This window comes from Acinetobacter sp. NIPH 2699 (genome assembly GCF_022549355.1).
GTDB lineage: Bacteria > Pseudomonadota > Gammaproteobacteria > Pseudomonadales > Moraxellaceae > Acinetobacter.
In genome coordinates this window covers 196217-215306 of sequence record NZ_JAKZGL010000001.1, presented here as the reverse complement: position 1 = coordinate 215306, position 19090 = coordinate 196217, and the positions used below count along the sequence as shown (strand labels likewise).

General features: G+C 40.0%; 13 protein-coding genes and 1 pseudogene. 10 read left to right on the top strand and 4 right to left on the bottom strand.

The genetic code is table 11. The annotated features are described in order from the left end of the window. The first annotated feature begins 69 nt into the window (after positions 1 to 69). The 7 genes from MMP72_RS00985 to MMP72_RS00955 all read left to right on the top strand — a co-directional run bounded on the left by MMP72_RS00985 (position 70) and on the right by MMP72_RS00955 (position 9745). Complete coding sequence (locus MMP72_RS00985) at positions 70 to 891, top strand: hypothetical protein (protein ID WP_241313810.1); 822 nt, start codon at positions 70 to 72, stop codon at positions 889 to 891. After that, entirely contained in the window at positions 888 to 2474 is a 1587-nt protein-coding gene (locus MMP72_RS00980) for a GH3 auxin-responsive promoter family protein (RefSeq protein WP_241313809.1), read from the top strand. The genes MMP72_RS00985 and MMP72_RS00980 overlap by 4 nt, the downstream gene beginning before the upstream one ends. 59 nt (positions 2475 to 2533) lie before the next feature. Then, complete coding sequence (locus tag MMP72_RS00975; protein WP_241314007.1) at positions 2534 to 3814, top strand: TolC family protein; 1281 nt, start codon at positions 2534 to 2536, stop codon at positions 3812 to 3814. After that, positions 3811 to 4983 carry a hypothetical protein gene (locus MMP72_RS00970; RefSeq protein ID WP_241313808.1) on the top strand — a complete coding sequence of 391 codons (1173 nt, stop codon included), beginning with the start codon at positions 3811 to 3813 and terminating at the stop codon, positions 4981 to 4983. Before MMP72_RS00975 ends, MMP72_RS00970 begins: the two co-directional genes overlap by 4 nt. 308 nt (positions 4984 to 5291) lie before the next feature. Then, positions 5292 to 7493: an OsmC domain/YcaO domain-containing protein gene (locus MMP72_RS00965; protein ID WP_241313807.1), complete on the top strand. Its 2202-nt coding sequence runs from the start codon at positions 5292 to 5294 to the stop codon at positions 7491 to 7493. A gap of 284 nt (positions 7494 to 7777) precedes the next feature. Then, a complete protein-coding gene (locus MMP72_RS00960) occupies positions 7778 to 8851 on the top strand; it encodes an amidohydrolase family protein (RefSeq protein ID WP_241313806.1) in 1074 nt (357 codons plus the stop codon). A 15-nt stretch (positions 8852 to 8866) separates the two neighbouring features. Next, on the top strand, positions 8867 to 9745 hold the full coding sequence (locus MMP72_RS00955) for an SDR family NAD(P)-dependent oxidoreductase (RefSeq protein WP_241313805.1): 879 nt from the start codon (positions 8867 to 8869) through the stop codon (positions 9743 to 9745). Positions 9746 to 9764: 19 nt separating this feature from the next. Here MMP72_RS00955 and MMP72_RS00950 read toward each other — a convergent pair whose 3' ends face one another. After that, positions 9765 to 10403: a LysE family transporter gene (locus MMP72_RS00950; protein WP_241313804.1), complete on the bottom strand. Its 639-nt coding sequence runs from the start codon at positions 10401 to 10403 to the stop codon at positions 9765 to 9767. 129 nt (positions 10404 to 10532) lie between these two features. On the opposite strand from MMP72_RS00950, the gene MMP72_RS00945 reads away from it, so the two are divergent. After that, complete coding sequence (locus tag MMP72_RS00945; protein WP_241313803.1) at positions 10533 to 11018, top strand: Lrp/AsnC family transcriptional regulator; 486 nt, start codon at positions 10533 to 10535, stop codon at positions 11016 to 11018. 29 nt (positions 11019 to 11047) lie between these two features. Next, positions 11048 to 11260, top strand: a pseudogene (locus MMP72_RS00940) (type 1 glutamine amidotransferase domain-containing protein); the annotation flags it as partial. Between the two features lie 84 nt (positions 11261 to 11344). On the opposite strand, the gene MMP72_RS00935 reads toward MMP72_RS00940, so the two are convergent. Then, on the bottom strand, positions 11345 to 14815 hold the full coding sequence (locus MMP72_RS00935; RefSeq protein ID WP_241313802.1) for an indolepyruvate ferredoxin oxidoreductase family protein: 3471 nt from the start codon (positions 14813 to 14815) through the stop codon (positions 11345 to 11347). A gap of 204 nt (positions 14816 to 15019) precedes the next feature. Between MMP72_RS00935 and MMP72_RS00930 the strand changes: the two genes are divergently transcribed. Further along, complete coding sequence (locus MMP72_RS00930) at positions 15020 to 15976, top strand: LysR family transcriptional regulator (protein WP_241313801.1); 957 nt, start codon at positions 15020 to 15022, stop codon at positions 15974 to 15976. Between the two features lie 208 nt (positions 15977 to 16184). Here the strand turns inward: MMP72_RS00930 and MMP72_RS00925 are convergent, their stop codons facing one another. Both MMP72_RS00925 and MMP72_RS00920 read right to left on the bottom strand, forming a co-directional pair. After that, positions 16185 to 17087 carry a hydroxymethylglutaryl-CoA lyase gene (locus tag MMP72_RS00925; RefSeq protein WP_241313800.1) on the bottom strand — a complete coding sequence of 301 codons (903 nt, stop codon included), beginning with the start codon at positions 17085 to 17087 and terminating at the stop codon, positions 16185 to 16187. Continuing rightward, entirely contained in the window at positions 17084 to 19075 is a 1992-nt protein-coding gene (locus MMP72_RS00920; protein WP_241313799.1) for an acetyl/propionyl/methylcrotonyl-CoA carboxylase subunit alpha, read from the bottom strand. The genes MMP72_RS00925 and MMP72_RS00920 overlap by 4 nt, the downstream gene beginning before the upstream one ends. Positions 19076 to 19090 lie beyond the last annotated feature (15 nt).

Here is a 19090-nt window from a genome sequence, read left to right as displayed (position 1 = left end):
AATAGTTATATAAGTATCGAGATGTCTTGGGGACAAGAATACTTATGAGTGAATATAAAGGTTAGAACTATGATTAAGACAACATATAAGTTAATTTCTAAGTTAAACAATAAAGAAACTACTTATGGCCTGTACATTGAAAAAGAGAAAGTTGATACTGATAAATTGAAGACAATGTATTCAATTTATGAGCGATATTATGAAAATACCAAATTTTCAGTCTTTGTTGAAGATTTTAAAAAGAAAAGTGGTGCCATATTAATTTTCAATAAAGAAAGTAATGAAATTGTTGGTTTTTCAACGGTTGTTGTCCAGCATTTCTATTTTGAAGGTAAAGATTATACCGTTCTCTTTAGTGGTGATACGGTTATTCTAAGAGAATATTGGGGCACACGTACCCTGCAAAATACAATGTTAAAGCTCATCATGAAATTAAGAGTTAAATATCCATTTAATGAGCTGTATTGGTTATTGATATCTAAAGGTTATAAAACATATTTATTATTGGCGAATAACTATTATGTATATTACCCCAATATTATGGATGAAAACCAACATTTATCTGCGGTGATAGAACATTACTGTGAGAATTTCTTTGGTGAATATTATGACAAAGAAATTGGCTTATTGAACTTCGGTGATGATTACCAACCGTTAAAAGGCGAGGTCGCACCAATCACTGAAGAAATGAAAGTGAGGAATCCCAAAATAGAATTTTTTGAACAGAGAAATCCAACTTGGACAATGGGGACAGAATTGCCTTGTATCGGACGTTTGGGTTGGAAAGATCTAGCACGTTTTCCTGCAAAGCTAATCACTAAACCGATCAGCAAAGGGCGATATGATGCAATGATGACCTCACAAACCCGCCAAATAGGAGCCAGTAAATGAGTTGTCAAGCATGGCTGACTTCTGGATCGCATTTTATTTTAAACCAATGGTGCCATATCGCAGATCAAAAGTTTAAAAAAGGTTTTAATGATCTTGAAGCCACACAGCGCCAAATTTTGAGTGCAATTTTGCAGTCCTCGACTTTAGCGAAACAAAAAGAAATCAAAGATTATGAACACTTTGTAGCGACTTTTCCCACAACGCGATATAGCGCATGGCGAGAAGATATTCGGCTTTATCGAGAAGAGAAATCTTCACTTTCAAGTAGCAAATTGATTCGTTTTCAACCGACCAGCGGTTCTAGTGAACAAATCAAATTTATTCCTTATACCCAAGCATTCTTGGATGAACTCGATCATGCCATTACGCCTTGGTTAGCCAGTATGTACCGTAAATGCCCGCAATTAAAATCGGGTACTCATTATTGGTCTGTTTCATGGTTGCCAGAAAGTCAACGCGAAGTGTTAAAAGATAAAAATTTAAATGATGACAGTGCATTACTTGGTATCGGAAAACGTATTTTATCCAAGTTTACCCAAGCTGTTCCGAGCAATATCGCATTTGCAGCAAATGCAGATGATGCTTTGTTCGCTACGATTTGTTATTTGGTCGCTAACCGTAATTTAGCCATGATTTCAGTGTGGAGTCCGACCTTTGCTTTGCAGTTGCTAGATCGACTAGAAGCGATGCAACAAGACGTCGCAGAAGTATTATATAGCGGTTCATGGGGAGCACGTCAGTTGTCCTTGAAGCAGGTAGATGCACCGCATAGTCCAGCAAGTGCTGAGTGTCTCATTCGCTGCTCCGATGGTGACAAAATTGATTTTAAAGCCTTATGGCCAAAACTCAGTTTAGTGTCTAGTTGGGATACCGCAGGCTCAAAAGCTTGGGCTGATCAACTACGACAAAGACTGCCTGCTGTGCAGTTTGAAGGTAAAGGTTTGTGGGCGACCGAAGGCGGGGTTACGATTCCTTATACTGATCAGTATCCACTTGCTTATCAAAGTCATTTTTATGAATTTGAATATTTAGAAGGTGAAAAACAAGGAAAGATTATTCCATCATGGCAATTAAAACTTGGGGATGTGGTGAGTCCAATCATTAGCTCAGGTAATGGTTTACTGCGATATTGTTTGGATGATTGCTTAATCGTGACTGGTTTCTTGGATCAAATTCCGTGTTTTGAGTTTCAAGGGCGTCGTTTTGGTGTTGACTTGGTGGGTGAAAAGCTAGCACCTGAAACAGCACAACAGCTTTTATCTCATTTAAATCAAACGGATTCTAAAGCGATTTCGTTACTCGCGATTGATACTCAGCAGCAAGTTAAACCGTTTTATTGCGTATTGTTTGAAGGGGATATTGATCACAGCGTTGATCATGACTATATCGATAGTTGGTTACGTCAAAATTTTCATTATGAATTGGCACGTAATTTAGGGCAGTTAGATCAACCTCAGATTCGACAGGCAAAAAATGGTTGGAATGCTTATAAGAAGCTGGTGATGTTTGATGGCATTATTGAAGGAAATATTAAGCCAGAACCTCTGAAGAAAGTTAGCTTGAATAGTTTGGAACAGCTATGAAAAAAAGAGGGCGTCGGGTGCAGCAGTTCAAAAAGCGAATTTTAAAATTTCATTCTTTGATGTATATCAGCATTTTTTTTATAACGAGTGCAGTCAATGCGATGACCTTAGATCAAGCATTGAGTGCAAGTCTAAAACATGAAAGCCAACTAGAAATGAGTCGTTTAAGCGTGAATCAGTCCACAGCCATGCTTGAACAGGCAAAACAAAGAGATGGGCTAAAAGTCAATCTGGTTGGTCAGCTCGACTATGAAAAAATAGAAACACCTACGACCGTTTTATTTCCGACAGAGGGAAATAGGCATGGTCGTAGCTTACAATTACAGATGGATTATCCGATTTACACATCGGGTCGTCATCGTTTGGGTGTGGATGCAGCCAAAAGTCAGCTTTCTGCACAAACACATGCATTCTCAGATCGACGATCAGAAACGATTTTAAATACGGTGATGGTCTATACTGATGTACTCAAAAAACAGTCGATTTTAGCACTTAGAAAAAAAACACTTTCTAATCTACAGCGATCACTTTTTGAATCGCAACGGCGCTTTGATGTTGGCATGATTACCCGTGCAGATTTGGCTCAAGTCTTAGCACAAGTCGCACAAGGACAAGCAGATGTTACTCAAGCACAATCAAGTCTCAGCATTAGCGAGGCGCAATTTTATCAAGTGACAGGTGTTCGAGCTGATCATTTGGTTGCAATCAATCAAGCACCCAATCTGATAAATAATTTAGATGACATTCTATCAAAAACCAAAAATCATCCAGCGTTAATCCAAGCCAAGTATGAAAAGCAAGCGGCAGAGAAACAATTTGCCTTAACAAAACGTGAGTTATGGCCAACGATCATGTTGACGAGTCGTGCTGGGAAACAAGAAGAAGCGAGTTATATTGGCTCAGAAAGTAACAATTATATGGTGGGTGTTCAGTTAAATGTGCCGTTATATGATGATGGTCTAAATCGTGCCAATGTGCGAAAAGCACAAACAGATGTGGACTTGGCCAATCAGAAAATTAGAAGCCTTGAATTGGATTTGAATCAACGTGCGCAAACAACTTACGCACAACTTTTAAGTATTCGTCAAAATAAAAATGCGCTAAAAAATGCAATAGATGCAGCGGAAATTGCATTGCTCTATACACGGAAAGAATTTGAAATCGGGACTAAAACAACCTTTGATTTACTCAATACCGAGCAAAAATTGTTAGATGTTCAAACTCAGAAAATCGTCAATGAACAAGATGAAATCGTATTTGTTTACCAGTTATTAGACCACATGGGCGAGCTAAATCATTTGGTGTCTAATTCATATCCTGAACAGGTGAATCAACAATGAAACTAAGCACCCCTTCACAACAGCCTGAAAAAGATCATCTCATTACTCGGGAAGCAACGCTAGAAGATGACGACGCTTTAAGAGCGTTGATTGCTGTTCCAATGACAACCAAAGGTGTTCAAATCAGTTTTCAACGTGAGCCAAGCTATTTTAAAGCCTCAGACATTCTGTATAAACACAAATTACATGTTGTTATTGAAGACACTGTAAGTCAGAAAAAAGTCGCATGTTATAGCAATGGTTATCGTCCATGTTATGTCAATCGTGAAGTACAAAACTTTAGATATGCCAGCGATTTGCGAGTCGATCAGCATTATCGTGGAAAATCTTTAGTTAAAGTTTTAGGTGTGCATGTGAAAGAAAATATGCATGCGCCAAATTTTAGTCAAATGATTATTTTTGATGACAATCATGCCGCTCGAGCCGCAATACAAACACCTAAAACAGGTATGCCTGATTATTATGATGAAGGACTCATTGAGACATTAACGCTGACAAATCTTGGAACAAAAAGAAAAATAATTGCTTTTCTGAATGATTCAAGCCCGAATCATACGGACATGATGCAGATCCAATCTTGCATTGCCAAACCAGAACATATACAGGCCATGAACCACTTTATTGCTGAGATGTCACATTATTATAATTTTATCCCTGCTTATAATTTTGAAGAATTGCAACACGGTCATCGTTATTTTGCTGGCATAAAATTATCGGATTTTCTTCTTTATTTTCAGAATGACAAAATTGTTGGCATGTTTGGATTATGGGATCAACATACATTCAAACAAACCAAGATATTACATTACAGTCCAATGATCGGTGTACTCAGACCCATTTATAATCTCAGTACCCTGTTCAGCAAAAGTATGCCTTTGCCTAAGCGAGGGGAATCTTTGAAATATCATGTGTTGCATACGTTATTGTGCCACCCAGAAGCACTTGCTTTGCATCATCAAATGCTTGCTGATGCATATCTAAGATCAAAACAACTGGGGATTGGTGCCATCAGTTTCACGCTATCGCATAAAGATCCGCGCTATCAACTTAATCAGTTCTATAAAGGGGAACGATTGACTGGAATGCATGGTTTTATTAGTTTTGAGGCTGATCCACGTCCAAATTTTGACAATCGCTTAATCCCTTATCTTGAGGTCGGCAGAATTTGACCCTAAATAAAAATGACTGGGAAATATTTTTATTGAACAGTCATATTTTCTATTTAAAATGCTTCAATATGGCGTATTTTTAAGCCAATCTTTCTAAATCCAGTAGAAAAACAGACAAAAGTTATCAATTACAAAAAATACTTCTATAATAGCGCCCATTATGACTAAAGTTCATGTTCGGTATGATGATCGAATGACTCTAGCCAATCTTTTTTAAGTCAATTTCTTATCTGTGATTCGACTTATCTATTAAATAGTTTTAAGTGTTGTGTGTTGCTACTGACATACAAGAAAATTTAGGTGTCTGCATGGAAATCAAAGTTAATTATCTCGACAATCTTCGTCAAGAAGCCAAGTTCGATGACTTTACAGTAATTGCAGATCAACCGATCCGCTATAAAGGTGACGGTTCAGCACCAGGTCCATTTGACTATTTTTTAGCGTCTTCGGCATTATGTGCAGCTTACTTTGTCAAAGTTTACTGCGCTGCGCGTGATATCCCGACCGACAATATTCGTTTATCGCAAAACAATATTGTTGATCCTGAAAACCGCTACAAACAAATTTTTAAAATTCAGGTCGAATTACCTGCTGATATTTCAGAAAAAGATCGTCAAGGTATCTTGCGTTCAATCGACCGTTGTACGGTTAAAAAGGTCATACAAACTGGCCCAGAATTTATTATTGAAGAAGTCGAAAGTATTGATGCAGATGCACAAGCTTTACTTATGCCGAGTCTTGCCTCAGACAGTAGTACCTATATTGCAGGTAAGGATCTGCCGCTAGAAGAAACCATTGCCAATATGTCGAGTATTTTGGCTGGTTTGGGTATGAAGATTGAAATTGCATCATGGCGTAACATTGTGCCTAATGTTTGGTCTTTACATATTCGTGATGCACAATCCCCAATGTGTTTTACCAATGGCAAAGGTTCGACCAAAGAAAGCGCTTTGGCTTCAGCACTCGGTGAGTTCATTGAACGTTTAAATTGTAATTTTTTCTATAACGATCAGTTTTGGGGAGAGGAAATTGCCAATGCAGAATTTGTGCATTATCCAGATGAAAAGTGGTTTAAACCAGGTCCAAATGGCGAATTGCCAACAGAAATTCTAGATGAATATTGCCTAGAAGTTTATAACCCTGATGATGAGTTACTGGGTACACATTTGTATGATACCAACTCAGGTAATATTGAGCGTGGTATCTGTTCACTTCCATTTGTGCGTCAATCTGATGGTGAGACGGTTTATTTCCCATCAAATCTGATTGAAAACTTATACTTAAGTAATGGTATGAGCGCAGGGAATACTTTAGAAGAAGCGCAAGTGCAATGTTTGTCTGAGATTTTTGAACGTGCAGTAAAACGTGAAATCTTAGAAGGTGAGATCACCTTACCTGACGTACCAGAAGAGGTATTAGCGAAATATCCAAGTATTGTGGCAGGTATTCAAGGACTTGAAGAGCAAGGTTTTCCTGTATTAGTCAAAGATGCCTCTCTAGGTGGTCAATTCCCAGTCATGTGTGTGACTTTGATGAATCCACGTACTGGTGGGGTGTTTGCTTCGTTTGGTGCTCATCCAAGCTTTGAAGTTGCGTTAGAGCGTAGTTTGACTGAGTTATTACAAGGCCGCAGCTTTGAAGGTCTAAATGATTTACCTCAACCGACCTTCCAAAGTAATGCAGTGACAGAACCAAATAATTTTGTTGAACACTTCATTGATTCAAGTGGTTTAGTGTCTTGGCGATTCTTTAGTGCCAAATCAGATTATGACTTTGTCGAGTGGGATTTTACCAATGCTGGTGAAAATTCTAATGCCGATGAAGCCGCAGAACTGTTTGGCATCCTTGAAGAAATGGGCAAAGAAGTCTACATGGCCGTATATGAGCATTTAGGTGCAACGGCTTGTCGTATTCTAGTGCCTGATTATTCAGAAATTTATCTGGTAGAAGATTTGGTTTGGGATAACACCAACAAAGCTTTATTGTTCCGTGAAGATATTCTGAACTTACATCGCTTGCATGATGAGCAACTTGAAGCATTGCTTGAACGTTTAGAAGAATGTGAACTGGATGATTATACTGAAATCACCACACTGATCGGAATTGAATTCGATGACAATACGGTGTGGGGGCAGCTCACGCTTCTTGAATTAAAATTATTAATCAACCTTGCTTTGCAGCAATTTGAAGAAGCCAAAGAACTGGTTGAAACGTTCTTACAATACAACACCAATACTGTAGAGCGTGGCTTGTTCTATCAATGCATGAACGTTGTTTTAGAAGTCATTCTCGATGATGAAATGGAGTTGGTTGATTACGATCGTAACTTCCGTCGTATGTTTGGTGATGAGCGTATGAATGCGGTGATTGGTTCAGTCGAAGGCAAAGTACGTTTTTATGGTTTGACACCGACCAGTATGAAACTTGAAGGCCTTGATCGTCATCTTCGGTTAATTGATAGCTATAAGAAACTGCATAAAGCACGTGCAAATGCAGTAGCTATAAGCTAGTAATCTTCAATACACTTGGCTGCAAGATGATATTCATTGAGCAGTCGAGTGCTTTGAGATCATGAGTATTTAAAAAAATAATTTTAACAATTAAAAGGTACAAACCTTGTTTTGATTATGAATTAAATTCATATTTAATCATTAGAAAAAATCATTTCATGCATATCTAATATTTTTGTAAGCTCGAAAAATACGATACAGATTGTCATCAGCAAAGAACTGAAAATCTTTTTTGGATGAAAAAATACAAATATACGTTTATGTGTATTCAATTGAGTAGAAAAATGAATCAATTAGATTTCGCAATGATCGATCCACATATCCATCAATGGGATCCATATCACACACCACATTCAGCAGCACTATTGGTTAAAGTATTAGGCAAATATCCATCTCTTATGGATAAGGTGATTCGTCTGGTGAAGCCCAAGCCATTATTGGATACTCTTGGGAAGACTGAACATATACTAAGTCCATATTTACCAATGCATTATCGTCAGGATTTAGGCAGTTTTAATGTTGAAAGTGTGGTACATGTTGAAGCCAATTGGCATCATCATAAAGGCTTTGGTGTTGTTGAGGAAACACGCTGGCTCAATCAATTAGAGTTTTCAAAACATGGTTTAAAGCTGGCTGCAATTGTTGCGACTGCTGACCCATCTAGTCGAAAATTTGCTGATATTTTAAAAGCACATCAAGATGCCAGCCCAATGTTTAGAGGAATCCGAAAGATGGCTGCTTGGCATGAGGATGATAGAATCTATCGTTGGTCTAAAACGCCTCATTTATATCAGTCTAAAAAATTCTTAAAGGGATTTGAGCAACTCGCCAAAATGAATCTATCTTTTGATGCATGGGGTTATTCAACGCAATTAAATGAAATCACTGCCTTAGCCAAACAATTTCCAGAGACCCGAATTGTCGTAGATCACCTTGCAACACCTGTGGGATTATTTGGTGCAGTAGGAAAAAAGACTGGAAACACAGCATCTCAACGTGACGTAATATTTAAACAATGGCAAAACGATCTATGTGCTTTAGCAGAACAATCGAATGTGAATGCGAAAATATCAGGGCTGATGATGCCTGTATTGGGACATACATTTTATAAAGAAAACCGCACTGCGACTATCTCAGAAATGGTTCATTTATTAGCACCTTTGATACAGCATGCAATTGAAGTATTTGGTACAGATCGAGTGATGTTTGCTTCTAATTATCCAATGGATAAACCCAATGCCAGTTTAACGGACTTAATTCAAGCCTACATCACAATCATTCAGCCGTATGGTACACAAGCAATGTATTCAATCTTTAGACAGAATGCTGCCAATTTTTATCAATTAGACATCAATTAAACAAAGAGTCATGTTATGAAAAGTTTTAATCAAAAAGTTGCGGCGATCACTGGTGCAGGTTCAGGGATTGGACAACAGCTCGCTATTTTATTGGCTCAGCAAGGCGCACATTTAGCGTTGAGTGATGTCAATGAACAGGGCTTGGCAGAAACACATGAGTTGGTTAAGCAATATCCAATCAAGGTAACGCTCACGACCTTGGATGTGATAGATCGTAGCGCTGTACAAGATTGGGCTGCAAATACAGCTAAAGAACATGGAAAAATCAATCTCATTTTCAACAATGCAGGTGTTGCACTGGCAAGCACGGTTGAAGGAATGAGCTATGAGGAAATGGAGTGGGTTTTTAATATTAATTTTTGGGGTGTTGTATATGGCACCAAAGAATTTTTACCTTATTTAAAACAAAGTGGTGATGGGCATATTATTAACATTTCCAGCCTGTTTGGTTTAACTGCTCAACCAACCCAAAGTGCATATAATGCCACTAAATTTGCAGTGCGTGGTTTTACAGAATCACTAAGACAAGAGCTTGATTTGCAGAAGAATGGTGTCAGTTCAACCTGTGTACATCCGGGGGGTATTCGCACCAATATTGCCAACAGCGCACGTATGAGTGACAGTATTCGCGCTTTGGGATTGAATCCAGCAAAAGCCAGCAAAGCATTTAATAAGGTACTTAAAACCCCACCAACTGAAGCTGCAAAGGTGATCTTAGATGCGGTAAGAAAAGATCAGCGTCGGGTATTGATTGGAAATGATGCTAAAATTTTAGATCTCATTCAGCGTGTCGCACCATCTCATTATGCGCAAGCGTTGAATTTATTTACCAAAAAGAAAAAAATAATATTTGCCTTCATCTTCCTTTTCATTCACAAAGTCCCAAAAGTTTAGGGCTTTGTGAATAGATCACCTATGTTAAATATTGGGTGCTAAATTCTCTATAGAGCATTCCCAAAGCTAAAATGCACATCATCAAGGATAGGGCTCTTAATAAAAATGTTTGTATTTTTATATCGCTGAGCACTTTCTTTAGATTCCATGAAAAGAAGACATAAAGTCCGCCAATTAAGGCCAATGTCAAAATGGTGATAGCAACTAAAAACAAGCCTTGTTTTTGTAAAGACTGTGCACCAAAGATCGCTGGCACTATAGCGAGGTAAAATGAAATAGTTTTAGGGTTACTTAAGGTGATCAGCAGCCCATCTTTATAGGAAAAAATAGTTTCTTTGATATTTGATGGCGTCTCAATGCCCAATAAATTTCCTTCAAAAAACCAAAATTTGTAAGCTAAATACAGTAAGTATGAACTTGATAGAAGTATCAAATAAAAAGCAAAATGTGGACTAAAATGATGAATATATGAAATAAGAAAAATAGACGTCAGTAGAAAAATTATATCTCCAGTGATTAGACCGAATAGCATCATTAATCCATTCTTATATCCTTGAACTAAGGTTTTAAACATTAATCCAGTCATGCCTGGTCCAGGAAGAATAGCGGCTAAGGCTAACGTTACGATATAGGTCGTGGTTTGTGTGAAATGTTCCATGTGAATTGAAATCAAGTAAAAATGTATCTATATTTTTTAATAAATACATAGGTAGATCTGATCTATTTATTCTATAAAAATCCAGAAATAGGGTATAAATTACCTATTATTGTGATGATATGGAAAATTATGCCTAATTCTAAAATTGATAAGATAGACGCAAAAATTCTAGAGATGTTACAGAAGGACTCAAGAACCACAAACGCTGATTTATCTGAACAGTTAGGACTCTCAACCTCACCTTGCTGGCGTAGAGTCAAACATCTAGAAGATACAAACGTGATTAAGGGATATGGCGTATTACTAGATAGGAAGAAAATAGGTTTAGGCGTGATGGTGTTTGTACGTGTATCTATTGATAGTCATAGTGAAAAAGAAGCCAAGAAGTTTGAAGAAGAAGTAACAGCACTGGACTATGTGGTCGCGTGCTACAGCATCGGTGGAGACGCTGATTTTTTACTGCAAGTTGTATCTCCAGATTTAGATACTTATGCTGAATTTTCTATGTCTATTATTAGGAGATTGCCTGGGATAAAAGAGATGCAAAGTATGTTTGTATTAAAAGAAATAAAACCCTTTTTGTGTTTTCCAGTGAAAAGTCAGAAAACGATATGATTTGTGGTGTGGTTGGGTGAACGAGCAGTTTTGCTTGGTGTGAAGAAGTGTTGGCAGGCGTAGCGAAAAAAGTGCCATATAATGCTGAACAATTAGCCAAAGATCGTGGCGCTAACTACACTAAAAAATTGATTCCTTTTGTGCCGAATGTAGTCCGCGATGGAAATTTGATTACAGGACAAAACCCATTTTCTGCACGGGTTACAGCTAAAGCGATTATTGATGCATTGGAAACAAAATGATTGAGGAAGGATCTGCTGAACATTATCATTTCCTTAAACGAAGATAATGTCCAGCATGATCATGGTAACTTTATTTTTGTTCGCTTACTTTTGCAGTTTTAAAGCAAGTTCATCCCAACGTTGCATCGCTGTTTGCATGGCTTGTGTTTTGATATGGCCAAAGCCACGTACCTCTACAGGTAATTTAGCAATTTCCTCCGCTACAACTAGGTCATACTTTTCCGGTGCAGCAATTAGGGCTTCAACAAATGCGATATAACGATCACGCCAAGCCTGTTCGCTTTGTCGTTCTTCATGACGTGCAAACGGATCTAGGAATGTTTCTCGGAGCCATTGCAAGCGAGCAAGTAGCATCATTGGGAAACGAATCCAATATCCAAAGGCACGTTTACGAATATTTTGATCAGTGCCTAAGGTTGGCGGTGCAAGATGGTAAGTTAAACGTAGACCTTTACCAAATTGTGTTTCAATCGACTCTTTGAACTTTTTACCTGTTAATAGACGAGCCACCTCATATTCATCTTTATAGGCCATCACTCGGTACAGTTGTGTCGCAATGGTCTCGGTCAATTCTTCAGGTAATTGTTTCGACGCTTGTTCGACCAAGTTACGATATTTCGTTGCGTAAGCATCGTTCCAGTATTCGGTGAGACGAGTTGAGCGGTCTTCAATCAGTTCAGCTAGGGTTTCTGGCGTCTTAGTTTTTGGCATCGCTGCAAGTAAACGAGCGGCTAAACTTGGGTCACTGGCAAGATGGCATCCAATACGGAAAGCTTCTAGATTCTTTTCAACAGCAGTGCCATTGAGTTGAATTGCCTTTTCAATACTTTGACGTAGTAACGGTATACGACCTGATTGCCATGCCATACCAAGTAATAACTGATTTGTGAAAATAGCATCCCCTAACAATTGGGTGGCGATACGTGTTGCCGATAAAGAGACCAAGGTACCTTTACGGGTGCGACCACGCAGTCGATGAACTAAGTCACTGATTGGTGCATACCAGTCACGGGATTCGATAAAGTCTGACGTTGGGGAGGAGTCTTCATTAACAATCACCACAGCATCTTCTTTTAAACGTGAAAGTGCTGCACCACTACCTGCTACAACAGCATCTGCTCCGATTAAGAGATCACATTGACCAGCAGGGATTTTGGTGGAAGAGATTTGATCATCAGCGTTTGCGACTTGGATATAGGAGTAAACTGTGCCTCCTTTCTGAGCCAGTCCAGCCATATCCATCACCCGTGTTGCTTTACCTTCCAAATGTGCAGCCATACCCAGTAAAGCACCAATTGTGACTACACCAGTACCACCCACACCACCGACCATAATACGACTTGGTGTATCATCGAGCACTGGAATGATTGGGGTTTCAGGCCAGCCCGTAGTGATGCCTGCAAATTTCTCAGGGCGTTTCATATCACGAGTATGCACGGTGACAAAACTCGGGCAGAAACCATCCACACATGAAAAATCTTTGTTACAGGTACTTTGATTAATTTGACGTTTGGTTCCTAATGCGGTCTCTACAGGTTCGATAGAAAGACAGTTTGATTTTTTAGAGCAATCGCCACAGCCTTCGCATATATCACTATTGATATAGATACGTTCTGCTGGGTCTGTATAGGCATCACGTTTACGGCGACGACGTTTTTCACTGGCACAGGTTTGCACGTAAATTAAAGCAGTAACACCTGAAATATCACGTAACTGGCGCTGAATTGCATCAAGTTCATTTCGATGGTGAATTGCTACGTTTGGCGCAATTCCTTCTTCTGCATGGATCAGCTCTGGTTCATCTGTGACAATGACTTGTTTGGTGATTCCTTCCGCAGCTAATTGTCGAGTCAGTTGTGCAACACTTAAATGACCATCGACATGTTGCCCACCCGTCATGGCAACAGCATCATTATAGAGAATCTTATAAGTAATATTAATTTTGGCGGCAATCGCTTGTCGAATTGCTAAATAACCTGAATGGAAATAGGTTCCATCGCCAAGATTCGCGAAGATGTGTTTTTCATTGGTAAAATGCGATGCACCCGCCCAACTCACGCCTTCGCCACCCATTTGAGAGTATGTTTCGGTACCACGATCAAGTGAGACCGCAATATAATGACATCCAATACCGCCAAGTGCGCGACTGCCTTCTGGTAGAGCCGTCGATGTGTTGTGTGGGCAGCCACTACAGAAATAAGGCTTTCGTTCAGCAATATCCAATACACGGCGAGATTCTTGTTCTGCTTGCTGTAACAGCTTTGCTCTATTCTGGATTTGCGTTTTTAAATGTTCGGGTAGGTCGAGTTGTAAGAAACGCGCAGCAAGCATTTTTGCGATTGGTTCAGGCTGGAACTCATAATGTCCAATAAGAGGTGCTTCATCAATGGATGTACTCCATTCACCTTTACCTTCACAGGCTTTTCCAATCACACGAGGGCGTTTCCCATCTGGAAGGGAATAGAGCTCATCTTTAATTTGTGATTCGAGAATAGGGCGTTTTTCTTCGACTACAATTAGCTCTTGCAAGCCTTCGGCAAATTCGCGAATACCTTGAGGTTCTAAAGGCCAAATCAATCCGACCTGATAAACACGTAATCCGAGTTGTTGTGCGGTTTCATCTTCAATTCCCAAAATACGTAATGCTTCAATGGTATCCAAATAACCTTTACCACTGGCAGCGATTCCGATACGAGCATTTTCACATGGCCATGTGATGCGATTCAGTTTATTGGCACGCGCATAAGCCAATACCGCAGGTAAACGATATTTATAAAGTCGTTCTTCTTGTTGTAGCCCATGATCTGGCCAGCGGATATTAACACCATCATCTGGCAGTGCGACATCTTCTGGAATAATCGGTGTGACCCGATCTAGACCAACCTTGACTGAGGCAGACGTTTCAACAATTTCGCTGACCAGTTTCATTGAGGTCCAAACGCCAGCAAAACGAGACATCGCAACTGCATGAACACCGAGATCAAGAATATGCTGTACTGATGTTGGGTAGAAAATAGGGATACCGCAGCCAATCATGACGTGTTCAGATTGGTGGGGAACCGTGGATGACTTACAAGAGTGGTCATCACCAAATAGAGCAACAACGCCTCCATGTTCAGAAGTACCCGCTAGATTGGCATGACGAAGTACATCACCTGAACGATCAACGCCGGGGCCTTTACCATACCACCATGAAGTGACACCATCATATTTACCTTGTCCAGCGAGGTTGGCTTGCTGAGTGCCCCAAATAGCTGTTGCAGCTAAGTCTTCATTGACACCCGGTTGGAAGACCACATGATGATCTTTGAGTAAACCGTCAATCTGCCAAAGGAAACTATCATAATTACCAACAGGAGAACCGCGATAACCAGATATAAAACCAGCAGTTTGATAACCGTTTAAAGTATCGCGACGTGTCTGGGCAAGCGGTAAACGAACCAATGCCTGAATACCTGTCATATAAGCAGTACCGTCATCGCTTATATATTTATCCTCAAGAGACACATCCTTTGTAGCAATCATTCTTGGAGTAAATTTTGTCGCTATATTCATTTATATCTCCTTAGTATTATCCGTCGTTCGAGCGACTTTCTTTTCTCAACATCCGAGTTGAAGCTTGGAGCAATTGACATACGAAAAATTAAAATGGGCTGAGCGTTTTTGAAAAGGCCTGGCTCAAATGTATGTACATATTTACCATTGTGGATGATCTAAACTGGTGCAACAATGCGTAATTTAGGAAAAGATATTTACGTTATGCGCAAAAATCACGAGGGTGGACTGTTACATGCCATGCATGCTTTCCTGAAAGTGATCGACAGTGGAAGTTTTACCGCAGCGGCAGAACAGATGGATTTGACCACAGCACAGGTGTCACGCCTGATCAGCGAATTGGAAACACGTTTGGGAGCTAAACTACTGCAACGCTCTACGAGACAGCATGCATTGACCGATATTGGTGCAACCTATGCGGAACGCTGTCGTCAAGTACTTTCAATCATCGAAGAAGCGGAAGCGGAAGTAACAGGAACGGCGACAAAACCGAAAGGTCGATTACGTATCTTGAGTATGGCGAGTTTTGGACATTATTATGTCGCACCGGTTATGGCTGAGTTCTGCCAAACCTATCCAGATTTAACGGTTGAATATCGCACTTCTCAAAATGCACCTGATCTTTTAGGCAAAGGGATTGATGTTAGCCTCTACCTAACCGAATCTTTAACGGATTCAAGATTCGTTGCACGTCGGATTGGCACTATTTTTTCAGTTTTATGTGCATCACCGACGTATTTAGCAAAACATGGTATGCCTCAATCACCTGACGATTTACATGGGCATGCTTGTTTACGTTTGGTTAACCCATCCATCACACCACAATGGCACTTGGTCAGTGAAAACAGTTGCTCGTATCAGATTGATATCAATGGTCAGTTGATCGCAGATACGCCTGAATTACTGCTCGATATGGTGCAACAAGATATGGGTATTGCACTTTTGCCGATGTTTGCCGTGATTGATGCTGTTCGGGCTGGACGCTTATGTCACATTTTGCCAGCGTGGCGTTCTCCAGATATTGGTGTATATACCTTATTGCCTTCACGACATTTCATTGATGCAAAAACACGTGCATGGCTTAATTGGATAGAACAGCATATTGCCCCAAAAATAGAGGCAGATACGTCTTACTTTTATCAATTAACACATATCGAATAATTCAATATAAGGAAGTAGAGCAGTCAATAAAATGCGATATAACTCAAAAATTAGAAAATAATAATATTCAAATGCTCCCTCAAAACTTGATTGTGGGGCATTAGACTACTTTCATAATGACTCATACGCTCTTTGTATGTCTAACATCGAGAGAACAAAAAAGGGATTTATGAAAGAAGTCTATTGGTTTAATCATCATTAAATTTATTTAGGCACAATGTTGCTGCAAATAAGTATTTGCATAGCTTGATAGATTCTTTCGACTCAAGACTTGATTGATATTTTGGCTTGCCTGCATCAGCTTCTCCAAATGAATCCCAGTCTCAAACCCAATATGGGATAACAAGTAATATAGATCTTCAGTGGCGACATTGCCTGATGCACCTTTGGCATAAGGACAACCACCCAATCCAGCAAGGGATGAGTCAAAAATACGTATTCCTTGTTGTAGAGACTGATAGATATTGGCGATGGCCATGCCATAGGTATTATGAAAATGGCCAGCCAAAACGTTGCTGTCGAGTTCAGCTAAGCAGGCTTGCCAGACTTTTTGAACACGGTCAGGTGTTGCCGTACCAATAGTTTCACCTAAGGAAATTTCATAGCAGCCCATGTCATATAAGCGTTTAACAACATGCACCACTTGTTTAGGGGCAATTGCGCCTTCATAAGGACAATCCACCATACAGGAAACATAACCGCGTACACGAACATTGTGGGTTTTCGCCGCTTGGAAAATTTCAGCGAATCGCTCCAAACTTTCATCAATCGAACAGTTAATATTTTTACGGGTAAAGCTTTCAGAAGCTGCGGTAAATACCGCAACCTCTTTACAGCCAACAGCTTGAGCCGCTTCAAAACCTTTAAGATTAGGCGTAAGCAAACTCAAATTTAACTCTGGATGTTGAGGCAGCAATTTAAATAGCGCATCGCTGTGTGCCATCTGCGGCACCCATTTTGCCGATACACAAGAGCCCACCTCAATTGACTTTAATCCAGCATTAATCAGGTCGCTAATGAAATTAAATCGTTGTTCTATCGTCAACGGCTGTTTTTCATTCTGTAGTCCGTCACGTGGCCCAACCTCAACGATTTTGACAAACTCACTCATGCAACTTCCTCCTCGTCAGGTTGAAATTCCACAAGTTCATCACCGACTTTAACTTGATCACCGACTTGGAAATAAGCATCCACAATCACACCATCTTTCGGTGCGCGAATGGTGTATTCCATTTTCATGGCTTCAAGTGTCATGAGAATATCGTCTTTTTTCACAGCATGATTCGCACCGACCAAGAGTTGTGTCACGACACCCGGCATAGGCGCTTTAAGATGTCCTTGTTCTGCTTGGCTATCCGCTTGATTAAAGTCCTGACGAATATAATCAAACTTGTAGCTTTGCCCACTATGGAACAAGCTAATACCTTGCTTACTTTGGTTAAACGCTAGTTTTTGCTGAGTACCATTGATTTGAACCGAAGCACAATGTTGATCAAGTAGTTGACCTGTGATGTGATAACGTTGACCGTTAAATTCTGCATTAAAACCTTGTTCCGCTGCGATGAACTTAATCTGAATATTTTGATTTAAATAATTCAATTTAATGCTGTGCTGATATGCAACATTTATACGCCATAAAGGTTGTGCCAGCCAAAGTTGTTTTTGACCTGAATGGTTATTTTCAAGTTGAGCCAAGAACTCAATGAAAGCAGTTGCTACCACCAGTTCAGGCTTGATATGCACAGGACTAAACAAGAATTGTTCTTCACGTGGGATCAGATTGGTATCCAACTTCGCCTGTTTAAAGGAATCACAGCGTACAATCTTTTCCAAAAAGGCAATGTTATTGCCCAAACCATCAACATGGAATTGACTGAGCGCATGTTGCATTTGAATCAGGGCCGCTTCACGGTTTTTACCCCATACGATCAACTTGGCAATCATTGGATCGTAGAAAGTGGTGATTTCATCACCCTCCACAATACCGCTATCCACACGAACATATTGGTTTTGAGTTGGGTAACGAAGATAGTCAATTTTGCCGATTGCAGGTAAAAAGCCCTTATCAGGTTCTTCTGCATAGATTCGTGCTTCGAGTGCATGTCCATGAATTTGTAATTCATGCTGTAGTTTTGGTAATGCTTCACCATAAGCCACGCGTAATTGCCATTCCACCAAATCTTGACCTGTAATCATTTCAGTTACAGGATGTTCGACTTGTAGACGAGTATTCATTTCCATGAAATAAGCTGTACCGTCTTGCTCCACGATAAACTCAACTGTACCCGCACCGACATAGTCTACTGCGCGTGCAGCATCAATCGCAGCTTGGCGCATAGCATCGAGTTTGTCACTTGGCATTTGTGGAGCCGGGGCTTCTTCCAATACCTTCTGATGACGGCGTTGTACCGAGCAATCACGTTCAAACAAATGCACATAATTACCGTGTGTATCACCAAATACTTGCACTTCAATATGCCGCGGTTGAATCACATAGCGTTCAATCAAGACATCATCATTACCGAAGCTTGATTTGGCTTCACGTTTACACGAGGCAAGGGCATGTAGAAAGTCTTCGCTACGCTCAACCAGACTCATACCTTTACCACCACCACCAGCGCTGGCTTTGATCAATACTGGATAGCCAATACCATCTGCTTGCTGTTTTAAAAAGTCAGCATCTTGATTGGTGCCATGATAACCGGGGGTTAAAGGTACACCCGCTTTTTCCATCAGTGCTTTTGAGGTTGCTTTCAAACCCATTGCCAAAATGGCATCGACTGGGGGGCCAATAAAACAAATATTATGTTGTTGGCAGGCAAGCGCAAATTGGTCATTTTCTGAAAGAAAACCATAACCGGGATGAATCGCTTGGCTACCTGTATCAATCGCGGCTTGAATAATACGGTCAGCCTGTAAATAACTTTGAGTTGCAGGGGATTGACCAATATAAATGGCTTCATCTGCAAGTTTGACATGCTGTGCATTGGCATCAGCATCTGAATATACCGCAACCGTTGCAATACCAAGCTTTTTCGCTGTACGAATCACACGGCAGGCAATTTCGCCACGGTTCGCAATTAAAATCTTTTCAAACATTGTGATCGTCCTTAA